The sequence below is a fragment of the Gaetbulibacter sp. M235 genome, assembly GCF_043876835.1.
GTDB lineage: Bacteria > Bacteroidota > Bacteroidia > Flavobacteriales > Flavobacteriaceae > Yeosuana.
Window position 1 is genome coordinate 239,728 of record NZ_JBAWJZ010000003.1, and the last position, 24,734, is coordinate 264,461.

The 24,734-nt window shown below is 32.2% G+C and carries 16 protein-coding genes; 1 reads left to right on the forward strand and 15 read right to left on the reverse strand.

Going from position 1 to position 24,734, the window contains the following annotated elements:
• Nucleotides 1–22: 22 nt before the first annotated feature.
• Nucleotides 23–604 (reverse strand): heme-copper oxidase subunit III, encoded by a 582-nt coding sequence (locus V8G69_RS06355; protein WP_394880990.1) that lies wholly within the window; start codon nt 602–604, stop codon nt 23–25.
• A 2-nt stretch (nt 605–606) separates the two neighbouring features.
• Nucleotides 607–1,500 carry a heme o synthase gene (gene cyoE / locus V8G69_RS06360; protein WP_394881195.1) on the reverse strand — a complete coding sequence of 298 codons (894 nt, stop codon included), beginning with the start codon at nt 1,498–1,500 and terminating at the stop codon, nt 607–609.
• Between the two features lie 148 nt (nt 1,501–1,648).
• Between cyoE and V8G69_RS06365 the strand changes: the two genes are divergently transcribed.
• Complete coding sequence (locus tag V8G69_RS06365) at nt 1,649–2,521, forward strand: MBL fold metallo-hydrolase (protein ID WP_394880991.1); 873 nt, start codon at nt 1,649–1,651, stop codon at nt 2,519–2,521.
• A gap of 2 nt (nt 2,522–2,523) precedes the next feature.
• On the opposite strand, the gene V8G69_RS06370 is transcribed toward V8G69_RS06365, so the two are convergent.
• The 13 genes from V8G69_RS06370 to V8G69_RS06430 form a co-directional block, all read right to left on the reverse strand.
• A complete protein-coding gene (locus V8G69_RS06370; RefSeq protein WP_394880992.1) occupies nt 2,524–4,623 on the reverse strand; it encodes a gliding motility protein RemB in 2,100 nt (699 codons plus the stop codon).
• Between the two features lie 118 nt (nt 4,624–4,741).
• A complete protein-coding gene (locus V8G69_RS06375) occupies nt 4,742–5,530 on the reverse strand; it encodes an energy transducer TonB (protein ID WP_394880993.1) in 789 nt (262 codons plus the stop codon).
• 126 nt (nt 5,531–5,656) lie between these two features.
• The gene (locus tag V8G69_RS06380) at nt 5,657–6,376 is read right to left on the reverse strand and encodes an energy transducer TonB (RefSeq protein ID WP_394880994.1); all 720 of its coding nucleotides are present in this window, start codon (nt 6,374–6,376) and stop codon (nt 5,657–5,659) included.
• 64 nt (nt 6,377–6,440) lie between these two features.
• Nucleotides 6,441–6,746 carry a VanZ family protein gene (locus V8G69_RS06385; RefSeq protein WP_394880996.1) on the reverse strand — a complete coding sequence of 102 codons (306 nt, stop codon included), beginning with the start codon at nt 6,744–6,746 and terminating at the stop codon, nt 6,441–6,443.
• 58 nt (nt 6,747–6,804) lie between these two features.
• Nucleotides 6,805–7,185: a glycine cleavage system protein GcvH gene (gene gcvH, locus V8G69_RS06390; protein ID WP_394880997.1), complete on the reverse strand. Its 381-nt coding sequence runs from the start codon at nt 7,183–7,185 to the stop codon at nt 6,805–6,807.
• Between the two features lie 65 nt (nt 7,186–7,250).
• A complete protein-coding gene (gene sprA, locus V8G69_RS06395; protein ID WP_394880998.1) occupies nt 7,251–14,468 on the reverse strand; it encodes a cell surface protein SprA in 7,218 nt (2,405 codons plus the stop codon).
• Nucleotides 14,469–14,474: 6 nt separating this feature from the next.
• Nucleotides 14,475–15,056, reverse strand: a complete 582-nt coding sequence (gene ruvA, locus V8G69_RS06400; RefSeq protein WP_394880999.1) for a Holliday junction branch migration protein RuvA — start codon at nt 15,054–15,056, stop codon at nt 14,475–14,477.
• A gap of 52 nt (nt 15,057–15,108) precedes the next feature.
• Nucleotides 15,109–17,409, reverse strand: a complete 2,301-nt coding sequence (locus tag V8G69_RS06405) for an NADP-dependent malic enzyme (RefSeq protein ID WP_394881000.1) — start codon at nt 17,407–17,409, stop codon at nt 15,109–15,111.
• A 150-nt stretch (nt 17,410–17,559) separates the two neighbouring features.
• Nucleotides 17,560–19,293, reverse strand: coding sequence for a glycosidase (locus tag V8G69_RS06410; protein ID WP_394881001.1), 1,734 nt, complete (start codon nt 19,291–19,293; stop codon nt 17,560–17,562).
• A gap of 12 nt (nt 19,294–19,305) precedes the next feature.
• Nucleotides 19,306–20,244: a carbohydrate kinase family protein gene (locus V8G69_RS06415; protein WP_394881002.1), complete on the reverse strand. Its 939-nt coding sequence runs from the start codon at nt 20,242–20,244 to the stop codon at nt 19,306–19,308.
• Between the two features lie 53 nt (nt 20,245–20,297).
• A complete protein-coding gene (locus V8G69_RS06420; protein WP_394881004.1) occupies nt 20,298–21,644 on the reverse strand; it encodes an MFS transporter in 1,347 nt (448 codons plus the stop codon).
• 17 nt (nt 21,645–21,661) lie between these two features.
• Nucleotides 21,662–21,979 (reverse strand): glutaredoxin family protein, encoded by a 318-nt coding sequence (locus tag V8G69_RS06425; protein WP_394881005.1) that lies wholly within the window; start codon nt 21,977–21,979, stop codon nt 21,662–21,664.
• 100 nt (nt 21,980–22,079) lie between these two features.
• Nucleotides 22,080–24,710: a TonB-dependent receptor gene (locus V8G69_RS06430; protein ID WP_394881006.1), complete on the reverse strand. Its 2,631-nt coding sequence runs from the start codon at nt 24,708–24,710 to the stop codon at nt 22,080–22,082.
• Nucleotides 24,711–24,734: the final 24 nt, after the last annotated feature.

Genomic DNA, 24,734 nt, shown 5'->3' on the forward strand with positions numbered 1-24,734 from the left:
TATGAAAAGCCACTGTAATAATTTATCTCACAAAATATAAAAACAAAAAGAGATAAATCCAAAGTATATCAATAAAATGCCAAAATGTTGAAGCTAATTCAAACCCTAACATATTCATTGAATTATACTTTTGTTTAAAATGATTATAAATTACTACTAGTAAGCAAACTAACCCCACAACAACGTGTAAAATATGTACCATAGCTATTAAATAAATGTAAGACATGGTAACATTACTTGTTGGACCAGTGAAATTATATCCTAAATCAATAATCTGCTTAAATCCCACAAATTGATTATAAATGAAAACAATTCCTAAAATTAGTGTGATTAACAACCAAAAAGTTGTTGCTTTTTTATTGTTTGCTTTTAAGGTTTTTTTGGCTAGAATAAATGATAAACTACTTAAAATAATTATTACCGTACTAATTATAAAAGCATTGGGTAATTTAAAATCTTTTAACCAATCTGGTCTAGAACTACTAACTATAAAAGCACTTGTCCATGCCGCAAAAGACATAATAAGTGAAATGATGGCAAACCAAAGCATCATTTTTTTTGCTCTTTTATTTTTTTCTTCTGTGGTACCTTGTGTTAAATCCATGGCTATCTAATAAATTTATCAATAACATATACAATTTGAACAAGAGTTATATAGGAAACACTTGCTAACATGAGTTGTTTGGCTGCCTTTGTTGTCATTTTTTTAAATAACTGAATAGCGTAAAACAACATCCCTAATCCAAGCACAAATACAATACAAGCAGAAACAATTGACAAATGTAATTTTCCTGTAAAACCAAATACTGGAATTATAGAAATCAAGACGGTCCAAATAGTATACATAATTACTTGTACTGCAGTTCCTTTATCTTGTTTCCCTGTTGGAAGCATAAAGAATCCTCCTTTTTTATAATCTTCAAATAAAAACCACCCAATAGACCAAAAATGTGGGAACTGCCAAAAAAATTGCAAAGCAAACAAAGTCCCTGGTTCAATACCAAAATCATTAGTTGCAGCGACCCAACCTAACATAAAGGGTATAGCTCCTGGAATGGCTCCAACAAAAACTGACAATGGTGTTTTTGTTTTTAATGGCGTATAAACACTTGTGTATATAAAAATGGAAATTGCTCCAAACATTGCTGTTTGTTTGTTAATGGTATAAAGTATAATTATCCCTAATAAAGTGAAAATTGAGGCAATAATAAAGGCCGAATTTACAGACATGCGTCCAGCTGGAACAGGTCTGTCTTTAGTGCGATCCATTAAAGCATCCAAGTCTTTTTCAATAATTTGATTAAAAGCATTTGAAGCACCTACCATAAAATAGCCCCCAAAGGCTAATAAAACCAATGTTTTAAAATCAATCGTGTCAACTCCAAGTAAATATCCTGCAAGGGAAGAAAAAACCACACTTAATGCTAATCGCATTTTGGTAATTTCTTTAAAATCAGATATTAAAGTATGAGTCTTTAGAGAATTTATCTTATTCAATATGTTATTTAATTGATGGCTTATATTTGCGTGTGCAAAGATACTTTATTAATGAATTTTAGCAATACTATTTATTACTAAATTTATGGATGTCAAACCACAACAAAAGATTTTGTAATTTTAAAACCTATAATTTTTCAATATTCAAAATATGAAAACCTGTAAATCTATTTGTTTTTTATATATGTTATTCTTTGCATTTGCAAATTATGCCCAAGAAACTCCTGAAGTTGTTATTGAAACACAACAGTTATCAAATAATGTTTATATGCTGACAGGTCAAGGCGGTAATATTGGTGTTTGTGTAGGTGACAAAGCCATTTTTATGATTGATGATCAATATGCCAGGTTAACCCCTAAAATATTAGACGCCATTAAAACCTTAAGTGATAAACCTATTCAATTTTTAATTAATACCCATTGGCATGGTGACCATACTGGAGGTAATGAAAATTTAGCTAAACAAGGGGTGAAAATTATCGCACAAGACAATGTTTATAAACGTTTAAGTGAATCAACCCCAGAGACACCAAAAGAAGCATTGCCCATAATTACATTTAATGATAAACTTCACATTCATATCAATGGAGAAGATGTGCTTGTATTTCATGTTGACAATGCCCATACAGATGGTGATGCTTTATTGTATTTTCCTGAAAGCAATGTACTTCATACAGGTGATACTTTTTTCAATGAACTATATCCATATATTGATTTAGACTCTGGAGGTAGTGTTAATGGTTACATAGAGGCCGTAAAAAAAGCATTGATATTAATTGATGATGATACCAAAATAATTCCAGGTCATGGAAAACTTGGAAACAAAAAACAATATCAATTTTTCTTAAGTATGCTTGAAGATTTGAAAACTAACGTATTAGCTGAAATTGAATTAGGCAAAACTGAAGATGAAGTTGCTAATAATTCAAACATTACAAAAACTTATGATGATTTAGGGTATAGTTGGGCTTTTATAAATAGTGAAAAAATACGCAGAACGTTTTATAAAAGTTTGAAGCAATAACTCTAAAAATCAAAATACCAATTAAATAAATCTGTTCTTAATCCAATATTAAACCAAACGGTATTAGTTTTAAATGTTGAAGTGGTTTCAACGTCTGGATTAAAATTTCTAAAGGTGATATCTGCAAATAGTTTCAAATTAGATGCAGGATTGATGACATATCCTGTTTGTAAATTGGCGTAAAACGAATTGGTTTTATTGCCTTGGCCTATCTCAACACCGGAATCAAAAGGCCTGTCGTTATAATTTCTGTAGATGTCGCTACCATAACTAAAGTTATCTGTTCCATCATTATAATCAAATCCTCTTACTCCAAAAATTAATTTAGCATCTCCAAACCAACGCTTAAAATAGTATCGTCCAATAATAATAGCTTCACTAAAATTTGAGCCCCAAAGATGGCCCATAGATTGGTTATTGTGTCCATAATTTAACACAATAGTATTGTGTGAATAGGTGTAAGGTCTTACTCTATTATATTCAAATTGCAACAATAAATTATCTACTTTAAACGCATTAAAGTATTTCACACCTAATTGATACCCAAATTTGTTTTTCCAACTTTTTTCTCCTGCTTTAACATCGCTTAGTGAAAATTCGTCTAAAATAAATTGGCTATAAATATTAACATTATCATTCACTTTGTACTTCCCAGAAGCACCCACAATAGCGTTTCCAGCACCTTGACCCGTTTCAAACTCAATTGCTCTGTAAAAAATTATTGGGTTTAAATAATTAACATCAAAACCTCTGTCGTTTGTATTTGTCCATATCACAGATTCAAACAATCCAATATTCAAACGTTTAGACACATTCCAACTTAAATAATGATTTGCCATAAATTTGGTTAAAAAAGCAGCATCAACAGTAGCTTCTGGCCTTACATCTTTTAACCACATCCAAGTATTGGTGTATTTAATTTTCCAAAATTTGGTGTTCAATTTTAAAAATGGGTGTGGACTTGCTACATCACTTAAAAACAATGACCGATACCCATCACCAATAAAATTTTTACCATGTCCAAACTGAATATTAATAAATTTTGCTGGCGAATATGACAAATAAGCTTCAGCAACTGGATAATCGTAAGAATCCGTTTTAAAACGTTTTGCGATTCCACGTCCAGGAATTATAGCAGGATCTGGTCCATACGCTTTTAAACTTTCAGCATAGTCATTAATGTATTGTGCAAAACGACCCTGACTTTCAAAAACCGAGGTGTAGAAATTAAAGTTTTTTCCAAATCCTCCACGAATTAAAATTCCTCTGGTATTATTATAAGTAGTATTGAAATCAGCATCAAAATCTTTTCCAACTTCTAAATCAAAAATTGGATCTATGGTAAACCAATAATCTTTACCTTGTAATTGCACTAAATGTTCATTCCAAAGTTTTTTACCTGCCCATGTAATTGTTTCTTTTTTTAACTTCTCAATTTCTGTTTTGAAGTCATAATAACTTGAAACATCTTCATATAAAAATGGCTTTGAAGCTGTATGGCTATTGGTTCCAACCAAATTCATGTTTCTGTCAAACTTTGAATAATCAAAATGTGTAAACGGAATGTTTAACTGACTTGAGTAGGTTTTATCTTCAAAAGCAACTAGGGAATTATTGACTTTATCAAATTCTGATTTTGCTTCAATCTCTAACTTAGAAATTTCAGATTCCTTTTTTAAATCATTTGTTTTGGTGTCTCGAAATTCTAACGGAATTTTAATTTCAATAGAGTATTGTTTGTAGGTTGAATTTCCGTTATAAGTTCCTGGCTTTATTTTTGGAAACTTTGAAAACACACTTCTAGCTTCAGTTTTCAATTCATCATACATGGCATCTACATAAATCACTTTAAACAAGCCGGTAGTATCTACTTCAAACAGGACAATAATGTTCCCTTTGTAATTATCGTCAACAACTTTCTGTGGAACTTTAAAATTTTCAAAAATTAGTTGAAAAACTTTTTGGTCAAAACAATGCTGTTGAGAATCTATAGCAACTTCTTCACAATTTGGAAAAAGAGGTGGTCTTTCAAAAAAAGTTTTTTCTTGAGAAAATAGGCTATATTGAACTAAAAGTAGGAGTAGAACAATGGATTGCTTCATGAAATTTTTTAATGGTTTGATTTAAAGTAGAAAGATACTATATTTTTAATAATGCTGTAATTAAAAAAACCACTATCAATTAAAGATAATGGTTTTTTAAAAACTATAATTGTGTCTTTTAATTCTGAATCTTAAAAACTATAGGCAAAGAATAAATCACACTAACAGGGATGTTTCTTTGCTTTCCAGGTTGCATGTCTGGAATAAAATTAATTACTCGCTCTGCTTCATCTTGTAATATTGGGTGTGGAGCTCGAGTTTTAACATCGGTTACATGCCCGGTTTTATCAATTCTGAAAACAACATTGATTCTTTGCAGACCAGTTAAACCATAATCTGAAGCTATACTTCCATTAAACTTCTTCTGAACAAGTTTGTTTATCTTGTCTGACATACATTCTCTTCTTTCATCATTATTCTTTGCCTTTTCACAACCAGGATAAATGGGCACTTGCTCAACTCTTATAAAATCAACATCGTCATCTATTGGTGGAGGCAAAACATTAATAGATTCAGAATCTATTGGAGGGTTAACGTCCACCGTTGGTGTTGGTTGATTATCAACTTTAACAAAAGGATTCATTGGAGCATCATCAGGAACTCCTCTAAAATCTGTGCTCTTACTTTTCTTTTGTTCAATAGGCTTTTCTTTTGATGGTGCTTCTGACTTAATTACAGGAACATAAACATAAAGTGGCTCATCTGGTGGCATAGGATTAGAATAATTTGGAATTGTTGTTTCAAACCTCATTTCAAACAATCCATAGACTACCAATAAAACTACAATTAACCCAACTTGAAAGTACATCGTTGAGTTTTTTTGTAAATTTGCATCGTGCTTTTGCGATCTTTTCACGTTTTGCTCATTTTGGCGAATGAGCTCGTGATTTTTCTTTGGAATTCTCATAATATAATTCGATTAATTGTTAATATTATGATAAAATCACAATAAGCATACCAAAAAAGAAATCCCGTTACAAAAGTTGTAACGGGATTTTATATTTATAGAATTCTGTTTTAAAACAGAGAAAAATTATTCTTGTACTTGGAACACAATTGGCAATGAATATGGAACAGTAACTGGCTTACCACGTTGTTTACCTGGCTTCATTTGAGGAAGTAAACCAATAACTCTGGCAGCTTCTTTTTCTAAACCTGGGTGTGGAGCTCTTGCACGAATACCTGTGATGTTTCCTGTTTTGTCGATTTTAAAAATAACATTAATACGTTGTCTTCCTGTTAAACCTAATTCACTAGCTAACTCTGTATTGAATTTTTTATTTACAAATGCAGATATTTTATCAGACATACATTTTTTCTTAGCATCATTATTTCCAGATTCGCATCCAGGAAATACCGGTACATTTTCAATAACTGCAAAAGGGACTTCTATATCTTCTTCTACCTCTTCAACGGCAACATCTTCTACTTTAACAATTTCTTGCTCTTGGTTAGATTCCGTAGATTCAATAACCGTTTCTACAACTTCTTCCTCATCCTCAACTACAGAAATCTGTTCTGGTGCTGCTGGTGGAGGTGGTGGAGGTGGTGGTGTTTGAAGTTGCTCAGTAATTGGAATTTCTTCTTCTATCTCTTGGTCTAAATTCAATTGCCCAATATCGATAGCTGACTTATCATAAGTCTTGTAATTGATAGCATAATTTGTAAGAAACAACATTAAAGCTAAACCAATTGCGAAATAAAGTGAACTGTTACGCCCAACATTTGCTTTAGGATTTTTCTTAAGTTCCATTTTTAATTGTTTTTGTAGATTGCTAAAATAACTATTTATTTACCAAAAAAACAAACCTTTATATTTATTTTAATAAGTATTTGTTTTTAATTCCTATTACAACAGCCGTTAACATAACTCCCAGGCTATTTGCCGACACATCATAGATGTCTGCCGACCTGTATGCTGTAAGTGTTCCTTGAAGTACCTCAATAATTATACCAAAAACAATGGATATAATAATGGCGTAAATTAAGGACTTTGATTTACTTAATTTAAACTTGTTACGTAATGTGATGTACCATAAAAAAGATAAAACAACATAGGATAAAACGTGAAATATTTTGTCTGCAAAAGGGATTCCCGCTTCATTTAAACCTTCAATTCTCACTAAACAAATTACAGTTAGTGCAATTGAATATAAAATAACAAGTAAAAAAGAATAGGTTTTAAGCACCTATTAATACTTTATAATCTTCAGCTGATAAAAGATCATCAAACTGTGAAATATCAGAACATTTTAATTTAATCATCCAACCATCTCCATAAGGATCTGAATTCACCTTTTCAGGTTCATCTTCCAACACTTTGTTAAATTCAATAATTTCACCAGACATAGGCAAAAACAAGTCTGAAACCGTTTTAACAGCTTCTACAGTACCAAATATTTCTTCTGCCTCTAATGTTTCATCTACTGTTTCAACTTCAACATAAACGATATCGCCTAATTCTCCTTGAGCGAAATGTGTAATACCTACAGTTGCTATATCACCTTCAATACTAACCCATTCATGGTCTTTAGTATATTTTAATTCTGATGGAATGTTCATTTTATTTTTAAATTAGTTTTTGGCAAATGTATTTATTCAAATCTTAAATTCAAATACTTTGTATGTTAATTCCCGAAATTATATCTGAGAGTAAACCCAGACCTAATTGTTGTTTGAGGAAATGCTGTTGAAATGGCATATTCTGAGAATGTATAATCAAAATAGAAAATACCGGTTAAATTTTTACTAAACGCATAATCTGCTGAATATTTTAATCCCCAAATAGTTTGACCTGAAGTTACTTGATTGTTTTCTAAATCCAGATATCTTATAATGGTTTTATTGTCTCTTACTGAAACATCTGCCTTCATATTTAAATCACTTACAATTCGTTTCTTAGGTCCGGCTAAATTAGATTTTATTCTAACATCTTTAATACGATAACCTAAACCTAAAACATACTCTTTTCCTTGAATTTCTGTCATTAAATTATTATCAAAACTGAGTGACAATAAACGGTCTTTTTTAATTTCAGCTAAAATTTTAACTGAGTTTTTCATTTCAAAATCAACTCGAATAAGTGGACTAAACATTTCTGTTAAGTTAATATTACTAAACAAGGTTTGATTTTTATAATTGCCAGATTGATCCAAAACATTATTTGGTTGATTATTATAATCTACAGAATAATTTATACTATTATAATCTAAGTTTGATCTAAATTGGTTTATGGTATAGTTTGAACGATATCCATGTGATAAAGAGAAACGTTTAAATCGCTTTTTAAACCAGTTATATTTCATAAAACCAGTATACTTTATGTCCCAGTTAGGTATTGGTACATCTCTGAATGCAGAAGTTTTAACCTTACTTACATCTTGACCAGAATATGCAGCCAAAAATGATGGAATTAAAACAGCTTGACTGTTTTTACCAAAACCTTTTGGATAACCATTATCGTCAATATTATCTGGATTATTTAAATCAACTCCTTTTTCTAAAGCCAATCGTTGGGCAACTTTAATTCTGTTTGATCTAAAGTCGTTAAATGCTTCAGACATGGTTTCATCACTAGTGCTAAATGCTGTTTTGATTAAAATTGTTGAAATATTAAAATTTCCAAATGTACTTGGGGTTAATGATTCATACTCATATTCTCCTCCAACATTGTTTACCCTATAGTTTTCAGTGTAGTTTTCATAATATGTTCTGTTACCAATAATGTCAATTTTAAAATCTTTAACTGGTTCTAAACTTGCAGACACATCAAGTTGTTTACTATTGGTTTCTGTGTATTGTTGATTAAATTCTGGAAAAACTGTAAGCCAGCCATTTCGAGCAGCTAAATATCTAATATCACTTTGGCTACCAAAAGTATATCCTAAAGTAGGTTTTGTGGTCCCTATAAAACCTGGGGTTTGCAAATAACCTGGTAAAAATGTTCCGTTATTTTCAGAATAATTAACTTGGATTCTTTTAATAACAGTTAATATATCTACGGCAGCATTTAATAATTTGGTAGTTCCTTTATTTTTGCTTTTTGCTTGATTTGTGTTTGTTGCATTTACTCCTGGAGGAGTTCCTGTTGTTCTAGCCCTAACCGTCGAAATTGGTTTTTTTGTTAAGCCAATATACTTATACAACTTGTTCATATCTAAAGTTGTATTAAGATTGTGTGTGTTGGCATTTTGAATTGTATTTCCTAAATCATAGGTTTGCCCATCTAATTCTAAATTACCATATAAATCAGATCCTTTTTGCCATTGAAAATCTCCACTGTATTGATACGTTGCATTAATAAAACTGAACGTTGGAATTTTATTTAATGGCAATTCATAGGTTATTCCTAATTGTTGAAACTGCCTGTTAGGATCTCCAAAATCAAAAAAACCGTCCCAAACATCTAGTGTTGGATCTTGCTCTCCATTAATAATTCCATCTTTAAAATAGTTTCTTACAATATTATTATTTGAAGCTGAAAAATTTAACTGCAAAGCTTTAGTTAAATTAAAATTGATGGTGTATTGAAAATCGAACGTGTAGTTTCTTCTGAATAATTCTTCTATACCTATATTGTTTCCACCTAATTCTGTATCTCTAAACTTTTGACTATTAAACTGTCTATTAATATCTGTATTAACCGTAAAACTTGTTGGTAATAAGTTAAAATTAAAGTCCTTTAAAATTTTCCAATACTTCCCAGTAAACAACGAATCATTTTTCTTAAAAGGTTCAATAGTTATTGGGTTGAAATTATAAGCATAATTTGCTCCTGCTCTTAAATTTTTATTTACAGACTTTTCTATTTCAAAATCCCTATGTTCCACTTTATTATAGGAATAATTGAACGTAAGGTTTTCCACATCATAAAAACGAGGTTTTTTCTCAGTAGTCCTATTTTTTCTAACCCCTATAAAATTAATACTTTGTCTTTTGGTATAATCTTCAGATTGTTCTTTAATTTGCTCTTTTTCAGCGTTTGAATTAGCAGCAGCCAATCTTGAATCTAAAGTTAGATCTTTATAATATTGATCATATTTAGGTGTAATTAACTCTTCGCCTTGACCATAATTAAATGGTATTTGAATGCCCCATTTTTTTGGTAATAATTGTCCAACATTAACATTCGTTACAACATCATACTGTTTCACATCTTCAAGACTACGCTGACTTGGTCCTTGTTCTAACGAACCAAAACCAGAAGTACTTTGCCTGCCTGTTGCACTTATATTCATAAAATCAGCAAAGTTGGCATCCATACTTACTACGGCTGCCCAACCACCTTCATTATCCATATCAGACAAACGCAATTCGTTAAACCAAACGCTACCACAAACATCACTTGTGTTTGAACCATTTTTTAATCCAACCATTAAAGTTCTGATATCTCCAAAATTAGGATTTCCTTTAACAGCAATTCTGTGTTGTCCTGCTACATAATTTGAATATTGATCACCAACGACAGGAATAACTTCACCGTTAATAACATCATAAAAAGTTGGGTCTTCATTTGATAAGGTTCCATCTGAAATTCCTATTGCCTTTATTTGAGCCAATACATCAAGTGGCAAATTTATTTCATTGTCTTTGGGCCATAGCTCATCTCTTGAAATTCCCGTAGATACTTGTAACGGAATTTCTATTTGATAATAATTTTCGGTTAAATCATTACCCATTCTTATAAATCCAACTAAATCATTGTTTGATAAACTACCTGCTTCAACTTCTTCAGCATGCATAAACATTCTTAAACGTTTGTATTGGCGCATATCAATATTGATATTTTTATAAACTGCTTTAGAATCTTCTGTTTCAAGATTACAAACATTTACAACCAATGACTGTTCGTTTTGTTCAACAACTGTATTGTTGTTATATAATTCTTCTGGTTCTACACCTGGTGGTCTTTGATAACTGCCTTCATTTTCAATAGTTCCAATAACACCAACCGTAAAATCTGTTTGAGGGTCTTCTGGAGTTGGGTCATTCTTATCTAATGCCAGTGTATAACGCCTCCAATCACTTCTTACTAAATCAATGGTTCCAAAACGGAACACTGTGTTTTGCGTAAATTCTTTTAGGTAAATTCTTGTAAAACGTACCGATCTTAAATCTGTAATCCCTCCTACTGCTTTTACATGACTACCATGAACAGGAACTCTTATTTGATACCATCTTACATCAACACTGTTGCCATTTGGTAATGCTCTTGGTCTGATTTTAAAATCTTTTATAAAATCTTTTAATGGATTTGATGGCGATAAATTATCGAATTCTGCTTGAGTTTCCGGTAAATTTTGTCTGTTAACATCAAGTTCGTATTCAAAATAACTATCAATCGTGTTCATAGTATTGTCTCGATTGATGTCTTCTACATCAGGTTGTGTATTGGCTGCTCTATCTGTATTTGTAAACGTGTCCGGAGTATTTCCTTCGATACCATTATATTTTTTATAACGTTCAAAAATATCTCCATCAGTATTTAAAAAATAGGTGTAGTTATCATTTGAAGGGTCATCACCAAAAGTAGCTCCAAAATTTGAAATTTCTTCAGCGTCACTATATCCATCATAACCAACATCTTGATTTACTCGCTCTTGTCCAGTTGTGTCAAAGGCATAAATTAGAGATTGATTTTGAGGCACAACTGTTCCCCAAGCTGTAACTGGAAGTAATGATTTATTTCCGTCTTTTGGTAACCCGTTTTCATATAATTTCCTTCCATCTTTTACAATGTCTTCAGAAATATTTCCAAGGTCGAAAACTAATTTTCCACCAGGATTTGAAGGATTTTCTTGAAATGGATCTTGCAGCCAAAATTCAATATACTCAACATTGGCCTGTTCTAAATCTGTTGATGTTAATTGTCTTGTAATACCCGCCCAACTTTCAATTGGATTGCTTATTCCATTTGCAGCATTAGAATCAAAATTATATGGACCTCTTTCTGAAGGAAAATAAGCTAAATCTAAAGTGTTAATGACTGAGTTTTGTCCTTGAACTAAATCGCGCTCAGGAAAAAGTTCTTTTATAAATACACGGCTTGTATATAAACTGGACATATCATCATCAGACACATCATTTGGTCTTTGACTACTATAAAAAATAGGGTCGATTGTATACCAGTTTAACCTAGCTCTTTGATATCCATTTTGAATTCCATTATCATCTTCATTAGGATTTGATGCCGCACCAAGACCAATTGGTCTACTTGATAAAAACCAAGACTGTTGCGCCTTTAAGTCGATGGCATTTTGTGAACCCTCAAAATCATCAATGTAAGAAGTAGCTTCACCATTAAAATTAGTTCCTTTTGGAGCCCCTGGAGCTAAATAGGCAAACTCACCTCTTAAAGATAGGTTTGATTCTACATCTGTATCAATATTTGGCAGTTTGTTAACTAAACGGGTTAAAAATGGCACTTTTGTAGCATAGTTGCCATTAATACCAAAAATGGTGTTATTTATAGGTTCTGAACCGTAATTAGCTTTTTGTGTTATTGGTCGCTCATTTAAGTTTAAAAGGGTGGCGCCTAAAACAAAATTCTCATTAAACTTATGTTCAATATTTAACCCTGTAAAACGTTTTGTTTGTTGCCCAAAAACGGCATTATTTTCAGTAGTTACCTGAATTGGTGTATTTGATGCTTTAAGTGCTGCATCTAAAATCTGCACTCTACCTAATTGATAATCAACCGTATAATCTATTCCCTCCACCAAAACTCTTCCCCCAGCGGTTACTTTAACAGAACCTCTAGGAACATTATAAGCACCTATTGGAATTCCATCACCACTTGCTGATTTATATCGTCCTTTTAATTTAAATTTATTTTTTTCAATGGCTTCTAAAGCTGCAGTTTTTGTGCTTTTATAAAGCACATCATAAACGTATTTTTTCTGGTTGTCGTTATAGGTAGCATTATTATTATAATCTTCACTACTGTTAAGCGATAATTTATTAAATAAATATTTACCAAAAGGTTCTGCACTTGTAAAGATTATTTTTCCGTTTTGAGGAATAACTGTAATTCCTGGAACAAAATCAAAAAAACCATCTCCATTGGTTTGCGGGTCATTATTGAAATTTAATTTATCTAAATTAAATACCCGTAACAATGGCGTTTCTTGTAAAGCATCTTGGTTAGGTCCTGGTGTTGGAAATGGTGTTCCGCTTACTGGTGTAATATAATTTAAAGGTGATGCTTCATTATAAAAAATGTTTAATTTGAAATCATCTTGACTTAATTGATATGCACCTGTATCATAAATGTTTTTCATCATCAAATTCCAAACTGGCTGATTTACATTTGTAATACTGCTTTTTAAAAGCTTTAACACTAAATTACTATTTACCACAGATGTTACTTGACCCGAAGTATTTGTAGTAACATTAGTTGCATCAACTCCATCGTTTGCAAATTCACCAACTTGATATACTTGTCCGCCAACAGTAAATTGAAATGATACTGCCAAAACCTCATCATTATTTAAACGCTGGTTTAACGAGATATATCCTAGGTCTTTATTAAGTATAAATTCCTGTCCTTCAATTAATTTTCTAGCATTCTCTAATTTTGCATAATCAAACCCTTCCTTTACGTTTGAAACTAAAATACCTGATTGTACGGTTGCTACATCACGAATTGCATTTGTAAGTTGAGAACCTCCACCACCTATGTTTGTAGGGTCAAAATCGTTATTCGCATTATTTGGATAGGTTCCAAAACCAGCATTTACAAATCCTGCCGGAGGTGTTTGCAAACCAATAACGTCTGATTCTCCTAAGTCTTGAAAAGCTACAATATTTCTAATATTGTCTGTTCTATTGCTTCTGTTTGTTACCCAAACTTCTATTCTTGTTATTTGTAATCCTCCATTATTTAAAAAGGGATAGTTTGCTAAAGCCTTGTCGTAAGTATCTCTAAAATATTGTGATAAGAAGAAATGCCTGTTTTCATCATAATCTCTGATGAACAATTCAAACTCTTGTAAAGTGCCACCACCTTGAGCAACCACAGTACTAGCTTGTGATTTTTGTTCAGAAAAAACTCCTGTTACCGTTGTCTTTCCAAATTGCAATTGTGCTTTTACACCAAATAAACTTTGTGCTCCAGTAATTAAAGAACTGTTTAAAGGCATACTTACATTACCTACTTCAATTTTTTGAATGATATCATCTTCAGTAGGTGTATATTCTAATTTTATTAAATTTTGAAAATCAAAGGTTGATTGTGTATCATAATTTGCTGTAACTTGAAGACGTGTTCCAACTTTTCCTAATAAACTTAAGCTAATACGCTGATCAAAATCAAAAGTGAAATTACTTCTATTTCTTGGTGAAAACGATGGATTATCTTGTTTGGAAAAAAGCACCCCCAAATCCATTTCAACCGAACCTTGAGGAATAACATCAATATTATTACCTCCAAAGATACTTTCAAAAAGATCTGATTTTACATAAAACCCTGGCAGTAAATTTTTTTGCTCATCTTTAGCTCCATCTTTTTTGCCATCAAAAGCATCAATTTTCTGTTTGTAATAAGACCTTAAATTCTCCTTATCAACTAATGCCTGAAATTCTTTCGGTGTTAAAATTATTGGATAATTGATATTAAAACTTCCAACTTTTTCAGTGTAAATATATCTATCTGTAATTGGGTCGTATGTGTATTTAGACACAATACTATTAGGATTTGGAATATTAAGTTTTCCTAATTGAAATCCAGTAGCTGTAGAATCTTGTGCTGGTTCTTGTGACCAAACCGCAAATGAAAAAAGTAAAGAAAGAGTTAATAATAAGTATTTATTAATTAATTTATAGGATGCTGGTTTGGTAGTATTCAAAATCAATTATAAATTTTTTAAAGCTTGCTTAATAATAGTTTCAACACTGGCTTCTGGTTGCGACATCACAATTTTGTCAACAACACGTTCCGCTTGTTTTTTAACAAACCCAAGAACTTCTAAAGCAGATAACGCCTCATCTTTATTGGTATTGCCTTTTGAAACAGAAACTTCATCAATATCATAGATTTTTAAAATCTTGTCTTTTAAATCTATAATTACACGCTGTGCTGTTTTCGCTCCAATTCCTTTGATGGATTGTATTAAAGCGACATCGCTAGTTGCAATTCCTTCTCTTACTTGTTTAGGTGTTAATGATGATAACATTGTACGAGCAATATTGGCTCCTATACCGCTCACAGAAATTAAAAGTCTAAAAATTTCGCGCTCTGCTAATGAAGAAAACCCATAAAGTGAGTGAGAATCTTCTTTAACCTGTAAATGCGTATATAATTTTAAATGCTCTTTATCTGGTATCTGAGAAAACGTATAAAGTGAAATACTGATAAAATAGCCAACACCATTACAATCAATAACTACATCTGTTGGATTTTTCTCAATAAGTTTCCCTTGAATATGTGTTATCATTTAAAAAAGTTAGTTTGCCTTTCAAATGTAATAAAATAATTGGCAATTTGAATTACTTAGCCTTAGCCTTTTCTTGTTCCCACTTTTCCTTATTCTGAGCATCAACAACTGCAACAGCAGTCATATTTACAATTTCATCAACACTAGCTCCCAATTGAAGAATATGCACTGGTTTGCGCATTCCCATCATGATAGGCCCAATGGACTCCGCTTCATTTAATTCTTTTAAAAGCTTATATGTAATATTTGCTGAATCAAGATTAGGGAAAATTAAAGCATTAACCTTTTTTCCAACAAGTTTTGAAAACGGAAAACGTTCTCTAAGCATTTCATCATTCAAAGCAAAATCTGTTTGTAATTCACCATCAACAATCATATCTGGATAATGACGGTGTAAAAACGAAACAGCATCCCTTACTTTTGAAGCTCTTTCATTATTAGAAGACCCAAAGTTCGAAAACGAAATCATAGCCATAACCGCTTCCATACCAAACATTTTTATCACTTTAGAAGTCATTTGAGCAATTTTCGCTAAGTCTTTTGCCGAAGGATCTATGTTTATAGAAGTATCACTTAAAAACATAGGGCCACGTTTGGTCATCATGATATTTGTTGTTGCAACTCTAGTAGCACCTGGCGCCAAACCTATAAGCTCTAGCATAGGTTTTACAACTGAAGGATAATTTCTAGAATATCCAGATATTAAAGCGTCTGCATCACCTTCATTAACCATCATTGCGGCAAAATAGTTACGCTCTCTCATCAGCCTTTGAGCTGCATAATAAGTAACACCTCTACGTTTACGTTGTTGCCAATACACTTTAGCATACTTGTTTTTTCTGGCATCTTCTTTTTCAGATTTTGGATCTATAATAATCACGTCTTCAGGATCAAATTCAATTTCGGTCATCAAACGTTTTATAGTCTCTCTTCTTCCTAATAGAATTGGTTTAGCTATACCTTCATCATAAACAATTTGCGCCGCTTTAAGAACAGATAATTGGTCTCCTTCTGCAAAAACAACCCGTTTAGGGTTCAATTTAGCTCTGTTAAATAATAATCTAACAATTTTATTGTCAGAACCCATTCTTTCAAGAAGAGATTCCCTGTATTTATCCCAATCTGTTATATGTTCTTTAGCAACTCCACTTTCCATAGCCGCTTTGGCAACTGCAGGAGGCACTTCAGCTATTAAACGTGGATCAAAAGGTTTTGGAATTATATAATCTTTGCCAAACGTTAGTTTTGTTTCACCATAGGCAATATTAACCTGTTCCGGCACGTGTTCTTTGGCTAATTTGGCTAATGCTTTAACAGCTGCCATTTTCATGGTTTCATTTATTTTTGTTGCTCTAACATCTAACGCTCCTCTAAAAATATATGGGAATCCAAGGACATTATTCACTTGATTAGGATGATCACTTCTTCCCGTTGCCATAATGATATCCTTACGGGTTGCTATAGCAACATCATAAGCAATTTCTGGATCGGGATTTGCCATGGCAAACACAATGGGGTTTTTTGCCATTGACACTAACATTTCTGGCAATACAGTATCAGCTTTTGATAAACCAATGAATACATCGGCACCTTTCATGGCTTCTTCTAATGTATGAATGTTTCTTCCTGTAGAAAATTCAGCTTTTTCTGAGGTTAAATTGTCACGGTCGTTTCTAATAACACCTTTACTATCCAGCATTACAATATTTTCACGTTTTGCCCCAAAAGCTTGATATAAACGTGTACATGAAATGGCTGCAGCACCGGCACCATTAATAACTATTTTAACTTTTTCGATTTTCTTTTTTGAAAGTTCTAATGCATTTAACAAGGCAGCTGCAGATATAATAGCCGTTCCATGTTGGTCATCATGCATTAATGGTATATCCAGTTCTTCCTTTAAGCGTCTTTCTATTTCAAAAGCTTCAGGTGCTTTAATATCTTCTAAGTTAATACCTCCAAAAGTAGGTGCTATATTTTTAACTGTTTGAATAAATTCTTCAATATCTTCTGTTCCAACTTCAATATCAAACACATCAATATCGGCGAAAATCTTGAACAATAAACCTTTACCTTCCATAACTGGTTTAGAGGCTTCAGGTCCTATATTTCCTAAACCTAAAACAGCAGTACCATTTGAAATCACAGCAACTAAGTTTCCCTTAGCTGTATATTTATAAACATTATTTATGTCTTTTTCTATTTCTAAGCAAGGTTCTGCAACACCTGGTGAATAGGCTAGTGATAAATCTCTTTGTGTTGCATATTTTTTGGTTGGAACAACTTTAATCTTCCCTGGAGTTGGTTTTGCATGATATACAAGTGCTTCTCTCCTTTTGCTTTGCTTACTCATTTTATTTTTATTTAAAAAATCGGAATAACAAAGATAAGAATCTCACTACGGAAACAATCAATCTTTTATGAAATTGATGTTTCTTTTTAAGTTAAAATGTTTTTAAATATATAAAACCGAAAATACTTTAATAATTTAAGTTGAATTTTATTAAAAGTACATTGTTTTCTCTATTCCATCTTGGGTATATACTATGTTAAAAGTATGTGTTTGAAGATTAACTTTTAATTGTGCCACATGTTCTTTATTTTTCCAAACAATGTCTATCTCCCTATCAGAAGTGTCATTAATTTTTACATGACCTAAAAAGGCTTTTGATGTGTTTCTTAACCTAATAATTTCAAGTTGATTTATAACTACATCTCTATTAACACTATCTTTTACTTCTTGTATGGTTAAATTTGTTCGATTAATCTCTTTATGACCTGCACTTCCCTCTTTATCAGCTGCTTTATAATTATTTTTTCCCGCAAAAATATCCAAATACCATACTTGTGGAATACCAGGTATAAACATTTGAATGGCTCTAGCTAATAAAAGTTTCTGTTCACTTTCGCCTAATGCACTAAAGAATGTTGCATTAACTTGATAATAAGAAATCTTTTTACCTGATGGATCATAAAGATTTTTTACACGACCACCACGTTCCAGTATTTTATTCATAACATATTCAATCTCATCATCTTCTAATAAACCTTTATTATACGTACCATTAACTTCTTTACCTTTTAAATCTAATACTGGTATCCCATCATGGCAACCAAGCATATTAACTGTTTTATAACCTTTGTTGATAATTTCTTTTGCCCAAGATAAAAGTGCTTTACTATTTCTGTTTTCAATGGTATGAATAGTTAACCCTGGTAAGAAAAAATCATAAATTTGATAGCCTTTGTTTGCTACCTCATCATGTAAATGCAAGCCATATTCTGCATGGATTTCGGGTAAAAGCAGTAAATTATTCTTTTGAGCTATTTGTTTGATCCGGTCTAAATAATCCCAAGTTCCTGGTTTATTAAAAAAGTTAGACTGACCAATTTCTTTATGCAAGTAAGCAAAGGCATCTAGTCGTAAAATTTTACAACCATATTTGCTTAATTTTTTTAAAGTTTCTTCATAAAAATCCCATACTAATGACGAGTTAGCATTTACATCCATTTGCCCTAAATATGTGCGATTCTGGTTTACAATTGTTATGATTTCATTTTTGTACTGATTGCAATCTTCAAAATTGATAGTTGTAAAATCTTTATTCTCTTGAATAGCCGAATTAATTTTTTTACAAATCTGTTCAGCTTTATCTAAAGTTAACCCCTCAACTTTATTTAAATCATTAATACTTATCTTATTATAAATGATTTGCTGATAAAATGTATTCCAATATGGTTTTTCTGTACCATCTGGAAAAAGGACTTTTAATACGGGAAGTCCCGATTTTCTCATGAATAATTTATTTAGAAATTCTTTTTTGGGAATAATGACACCATCATCTCCCATAGTACCATTACCTTCCCAAAAGGTATTCCAATTAATAAAAAAATCTTTGTATTTTGAATGGTCTCCAAGCTTCAATATATCTTTAAATTGAGGTGACGCAACTGACAAATGATTTAAAACAATATCGAATTTTAATTGAATATTGAGTTCATCTAATGCTATTAAATCAGCATCTGAAACTAATTCTTTATTTAGATTATAATCTATAATCGAAAACCCTCTATCTAAATCGCTATTGAAAAAAGTTGGTAATACATAAAACAAAGAAAACACCTCTTTGAATTCTGGTGTTTGTAACATAGTTATTATGCCACTCAAATTGCTACCAATACTATCAGGATATGCGTTAAGCATTACACCACTACCTATTTTATTTTCTTTTGACATTATTTTGGCACTTTACAGAAGTTCTGATAATATATTAATGTTATCTGGTAATCTACCTACATTTTGAAGTTTTAAGGCTGCTAATTGTAAAGCTACTTCTAAACACTTTTCAATAGGTTTTTCTTTTATGTAAGCGAATAAAAACCCCGACCAGAACGCATCACCTGCTCCAGTTGCATCTTGTACTACGTCTATTTTTATGGCTGGCAACTGAATAATTTGCTTTCCTGTTTGAAACAGCTTAACACCTTTACTTCCTAAGGTAATGCAAACTGTATCGACACCTAATGCGTGAAAAAACTCAAAGATATCTTCATGAGGTAACTGCTTTTCAAAAAGACGTAACATATCGTCTTCACTAATCTTTACTAACGGATTAAATTTGCAATACGCTTTAATTACGCTAAGCGCTTCTTCTTTACTTTTCCACAATTTTTTAGCATAATTTATATCAATGCTTAATTTACATCCTAAATTATAAGCTTCTTCAGCCTTTTTTAAAATAGTAGATTGTGCCGGATTTTTACTCAACGCAAAACAGGTTGTATGGTAAATATTGGTATTTAACAATGTTTCTTTTGAAATTTGATCTTCAGAAATACAATAATCGGCTTCACGAAACGGGATAAAATCTGGAGTACTATCTGTTCTTGAAACAAAAATAACACTTGTATGGTGGTCATCAATTTGCTTGATAAAATTAGTGTTTACTCCTACTTCTTCAAGTCTTTCAAATATATATTCTCCAAAGCCATCTTTACCAACCGTAGCAACCATAACGGATTTCAATCCTAATCTAGCTGAATTCATGGCCACATTTGTAGGCGAACCTCCTAAATACCTGTGATAATCTCTTGTGTTGTTAATTTGAACACCAGATTGATGTCCAATGAAGTCAACAAGCACTTCACCAACACATAGAACGTCTATATTTTTAACATTATTTTTCAAAACTAATTCATTTCTTAATTTATCTAATCTTAATTTAAGCTATATCTCGTTAGTTAGTGACCACCACTTACAGCAACAACATCTTCTTCTAACTGTAAAGATTTAGGCTCCTTAAGCCGTAATGCCAACACACCTGCTATAACAAAAAATGCGCCTCCAAACAAAATGGCATTAATGGCACTATTATTTAAAAGATTTTTCACAATAGGCCCGAAACTAAGCGTTTGGATACCCATTGGAATAACAATCATCATATTTAATATACCCATGTAAACCCCACGTCGTTGCTGAGGGACTATTTTAGAGACCATAGAATATGGAATACCCATCATCGCTGCCCAACCTATGCCAAACAAAACCATAGGTATAATAACCAAAAATGGGTCTTGTATATATGGTATAGAAAGCATGGCAATCCCTGTAATAAATAAACTACACACATATACCTTTTTGCCTCCAAATTTTAATGCTAATGGTACTAATGCCAATGCAAAAATGATTGTAGAAAGGTTGTATGTTGTATTCATTTTTGCAGCTTGACTTAATGCCTGTGATTTATCAAAACCCATCGTTTCTTCAAACATGGGAGCGACAAACTGCCAATAAACAAATAAGGCATACCATTGAAAGAGATATACAACAGATAATTTCCACATAAACTTAGGCATATCCTTTATTGCTTGGACAATTTCAATAAATGGTGTTTTTATCCTGTCGAAAAACGGTAAAGCATTGTGTTTTTTTATATCTTCTAATTCTTCATCTGTAGGGGGGATTTCAGGAGTCTTCAAAACCGACCATAAAATGGTTGAAACCGATAAAATAGCTCCAATGAAGAATGAGTAATACAACCATTTAGGAATAGCACTTACTGCTTCGTTGACCGTTTCTGTACCTCCAAACCAATCTTGAAAAAGAAAAATAGAGGCATTAGCCAGAACAATACCTGCACCAACAAACAAACTTTGCATTTGATAACCAAAACTTAATTGTTTACTTGGTAATTTATCACCTACAAAAGCGCGATAAGGCTCCATAGCCATATTATTACCTACATCCAAAATCCATAATAATCCAACAGCAAACCAAAGAGTTGGACTAAATGGAAATGCAAACAAACACAAACTTCCAATTAACGCTCCAATCATAAAAAAAGGTTTCCTTCTTCCCCAACGAGGAGACCATGTTTTATCTGAAATAGCACCTATTATAGGCTGAATAATTAAACCCGTAACAGGACCAGCTAAATTTAAAAGAGGTAAATCTTCATGATGTGCCCCTAGGAATGAAAATATAGGATTAACAGCCGTTTGCTGTAAACCAAAACTGAATTGAATTCCTAAGAACCCTACATTCATATTAAAAATTTGCCAAAAACTTAATCTAGGTTTGGTCAACATAACTGCTTGTTTTAATTTTATTGAATAATTCTTTTAAGAAATTTATCGAAATCTTCACCATTTGTAAATATTTCACCTTTCTTATCAATGACAGGCAAACTCAAACTAGAAATATCAATCTTTGCTTTTTGAAGTTTAGCTATCATTTCCTGCTGCTTTTCTAAATTTACATCTACATCAAAATAAATAAACGCAACCTTTTTTTCTTTTAAATATGCTTTTGTATCTATACAATAGTGGCACGTATCACTGCCATAAACAATAATAGTTTTCTTTTCTTGAAATATATTGGCGTTTAGAGATATTAAGAAAAAAGACAATGTAAAGTATTTCATGATAGAATAAATTTAAAGAAAAAGAGTTGACATCATGTTGACAAAACATCAACCCTTTTTTTTTACTTAAAAACCAAACAAACTATTTGCTATTAAACACTTAAAATTTATATTGAAGTGATATTGTTGAAGAACGACCACTAATAGATCTTGCTCTTACTAAACGATTTGTTCCAAATGCTCCATCTCCATTACCTTCAACTTCTGTAATGCCAACGGTATCGAAAATATTGTTTATACTTAATACTAAAGAAAGACCGTCTGTTAAACCAGCTCTTCCAATTAAATTAAAGTATGCATATGCTGGCATAACTAATTGATTATCATCTTGAGCATACGATTTAGATGTTCCTAAAACACTTAAAGCTAAACTATGCTGACTATTCTTACCAAAATTATAAGATGGAGACAGATTGTAAACTAAATCTGCTTGTCTTCTTGGTGTGTTACCTTTATTGGCTCCACCATCAATTTCTGCTTTTGTCCAAGTAAAAGAACCATTAAAAGAGAAATCTTTTCCAAAAGCCAAAGCTGTTTCTGCTTCTAAACCTAATGCTTTAAAAGGATTACCCACAGATCTGTTTAACTCATTGCTCAATCCTTCATCTGTATTACTCATAAATCCAGTTAAGTTAAGAACTCCGTTTTTTAATCTTTTTTTGTAACCAACTTCAAACTGAGAAACTTCGTCATATTGCACATCTGCCTTTCCATTTATTCCGTAAGTATTTCTATCAGCAGCTCTTCCTGAAGCACCTGAGCTATATCTTGCAAACACTGCTGAACCTGCATTCAATTTGTAGTTAAGACCCGCAGAATACGATACAAAGTTGTAATCATCATTTACAATTTGACCTGCATTACCAGCAATAACAGGCACAACTTCTTCAATGCCTTGTATTACACCATCTCCATCATAATCATAATTCCCCTGACTAGTAGGACCAGCTTGAATATTACCATTTACTTTAACATTTTCAAAACGTATACTTCCATCAAAGTTTAATTTTTCTGTAATATCTGCATCTACACCAACGTAAGGCGAATTTACATTATGTACTGTATTGTATTTACGTTGACAACAGTTACCCCAAACAGGTGTTCCGTAAGAGAATTGACCATTTCTAGAAAAACCATCAAAATCTGCTAACCTAGCTTGTCCGCCTCCTTTAACTTCAGAGATAAAAGAGTTCCATTGCCATCCAATTTTTGTGTTTTGAGTAGCACTAAATAACCCCGCCGTAATACCTACATTATCACTTACTTTCTTAGACACTTTAATATCACTAAAAAAGTTACTTAAATCATCGACTGTAACATCAAACATGTGTATAATTTGAGCTAGTCCATTTGATGGATTAAAAGCTTCTCTAGAACCATTAGCATACACAAGGGGGCCTGTTGCATTTGAAGCATCTCTAGCTATTGTTTCTATTTCTGAAACTGTACCAACAGCAGCTGTAAACGGAGCAACCCATTCTCCACTGTTTTTTGAATATCTAGCTTTACCATTTACTTTCCAATCATCACCTAAATCAAAAGAAAACTCAGCACCAACAGCTGTTGAAACAGGATTATTACCATTTCTAACATCGTTTACATGAGTTCCGCCTCCATCAAAAGGAGATGTTCCTGCACTTTGTTGAAGGTATGCAGACTGCACAGCATCACCAGTAATATCAAACCCAGGTAAGTTTGAAAATGTTGGGTTTGAATTATCACCTTCTAATAACATTGGCATTGGTAAATACATTACCGATTTATCATTTAAAAACTTGAAAAATGTTCGAACATAACCATTCTTAAATCTTTTAGTAAGATTTGCTTTTAGTTGGCCTCCTTTGTTTCCTTGGTAACCAATTTCTCTTGGCCCCTCACCAGATCTCATGAATCCTCCAATATGATATGATAATCCTTCACCTATTGGTGTACCATATTCAAAATCTAATCTACTAGTTTGATAATCTAAACCATAAGTCGCTCCTATAGAACCTCCTTCTGTTTGACCCGTTTTGCTAATCATGTTAATAATTCCTGCAGGACCGTTAGACGTTTGAGTAGAAGCAGAACCACCTCTAATAGCCTCGACTCTTCCAATGTTTGAATCAATACGTAAAAAGTTGTCAGAATTCCCAAAAGAAGTATCTCCAAATAAGTTTAATGGCAAACCATCTTCTTGAATTTGAAAATATCTTGAACCACCTGAAGAAATTGGCACCCCACGAACATTAAAATTCGCATTACCCTCACCGCCTGAAGATTCAGCACGAATACCTGGTATGTTTCTAAAAAGTTCACCTGCACTTCTTGGCGCAGCTTGCTCAATAAGCTTAACATCCATAGTAGAGACAGATACACTTGATTCTATTTTAGATTTAGGGTTTACAACACCAGTAACAATAACTTCGTCTAAAGATGCTGCATCTTCAGCCATTATAAAGTCTAATGTAATATTACTCCCTTGAGCCTCAACAGTTCTTGTAAAGGTTTTGTAACCAATAAATGTTGCTATTAATGTATAAGTCCCATTTTCTACATTAGCAATAGAATAATTTCCATCAAAGTCAGACACTGCTCCTTTAGTAGTTCCATCTAAAATAATGTTTACACCTCCAATAGGCACACCATTTTGATCATTAACAGTTCCAGTAATAGTTGATTGAGCGACCAACGTTGTTACAGAAAATAACAACAGAAATAAAACGCTCCACATAGTTTTTGTTGAATCCATTTTGCATTAAAGTTTAGTTAATTT

Excerpts from the sequence above, each read along its gene's own strand:
- V8G69_RS06355 (WP_394880990.1), bottom strand. The coding sequence starts at position 604 with ATGGATTTAACACAAGGTACCACAGAAGAAAAAAATAAAAGAGCAAAA.
- V8G69_RS06365 (WP_394880991.1), top strand. The coding sequence starts at position 1,649 with ATGAAAACCTGTAAATCTATTTGTTTTTTATATATGTTATTCTTTGCA.
- V8G69_RS06370 (WP_394880992.1), bottom strand. The coding sequence starts at position 4,623 with ATGAAGCAATCCATTGTTCTACTCCTACTTTTAGTTCAATATAGCCTA.
- V8G69_RS06375 (WP_394880993.1), bottom strand. The coding sequence starts at position 5,530 with ATGAGAATTCCAAAGAAAAATCACGAGCTCATTCGCCAAAATGAGCAA.
- V8G69_RS06380 (WP_394880994.1), bottom strand. The coding sequence starts at position 6,376 with ATGGAACTTAAGAAAAATCCTAAAGCAAATGTTGGGCGTAACAGTTCA.
- gcvH (WP_394880997.1), bottom strand. The coding sequence starts at position 7,185 with ATGAACATTCCATCAGAATTAAAATATACTAAAGACCATGAATGGGTT.
- ruvA (WP_394880999.1), bottom strand. The coding sequence starts at position 15,056 with ATGATAACACATATTCAAGGGAAACTTATTGAGAAAAATCCAACAGAT.
- V8G69_RS06405 (WP_394881000.1), bottom strand. The coding sequence starts at position 17,409 with ATGAGTAAGCAAAGCAAAAGGAGAGAAGCACTTGTATATCATGCAAAA.
- V8G69_RS06410 (WP_394881001.1), bottom strand. The coding sequence starts at position 19,293 with ATGTCAAAAGAAAATAAAATAGGTAGTGGTGTAATGCTTAACGCATAT.
- V8G69_RS06420 (WP_394881004.1), bottom strand. The coding sequence starts at position 21,644 with ATGTTGACCAAACCTAGATTAAGTTTTTGGCAAATTTTTAATATGAAT.
- V8G69_RS06425 (WP_394881005.1), bottom strand. The coding sequence starts at position 21,979 with ATGAAATACTTTACATTGTCTTTTTTCTTAATATCTCTAAACGCCAAT.
- V8G69_RS06430 (WP_394881006.1), bottom strand. The coding sequence starts at position 24,710 with ATGGATTCAACAAAAACTATGTGGAGCGTTTTATTTCTGTTGTTATTT.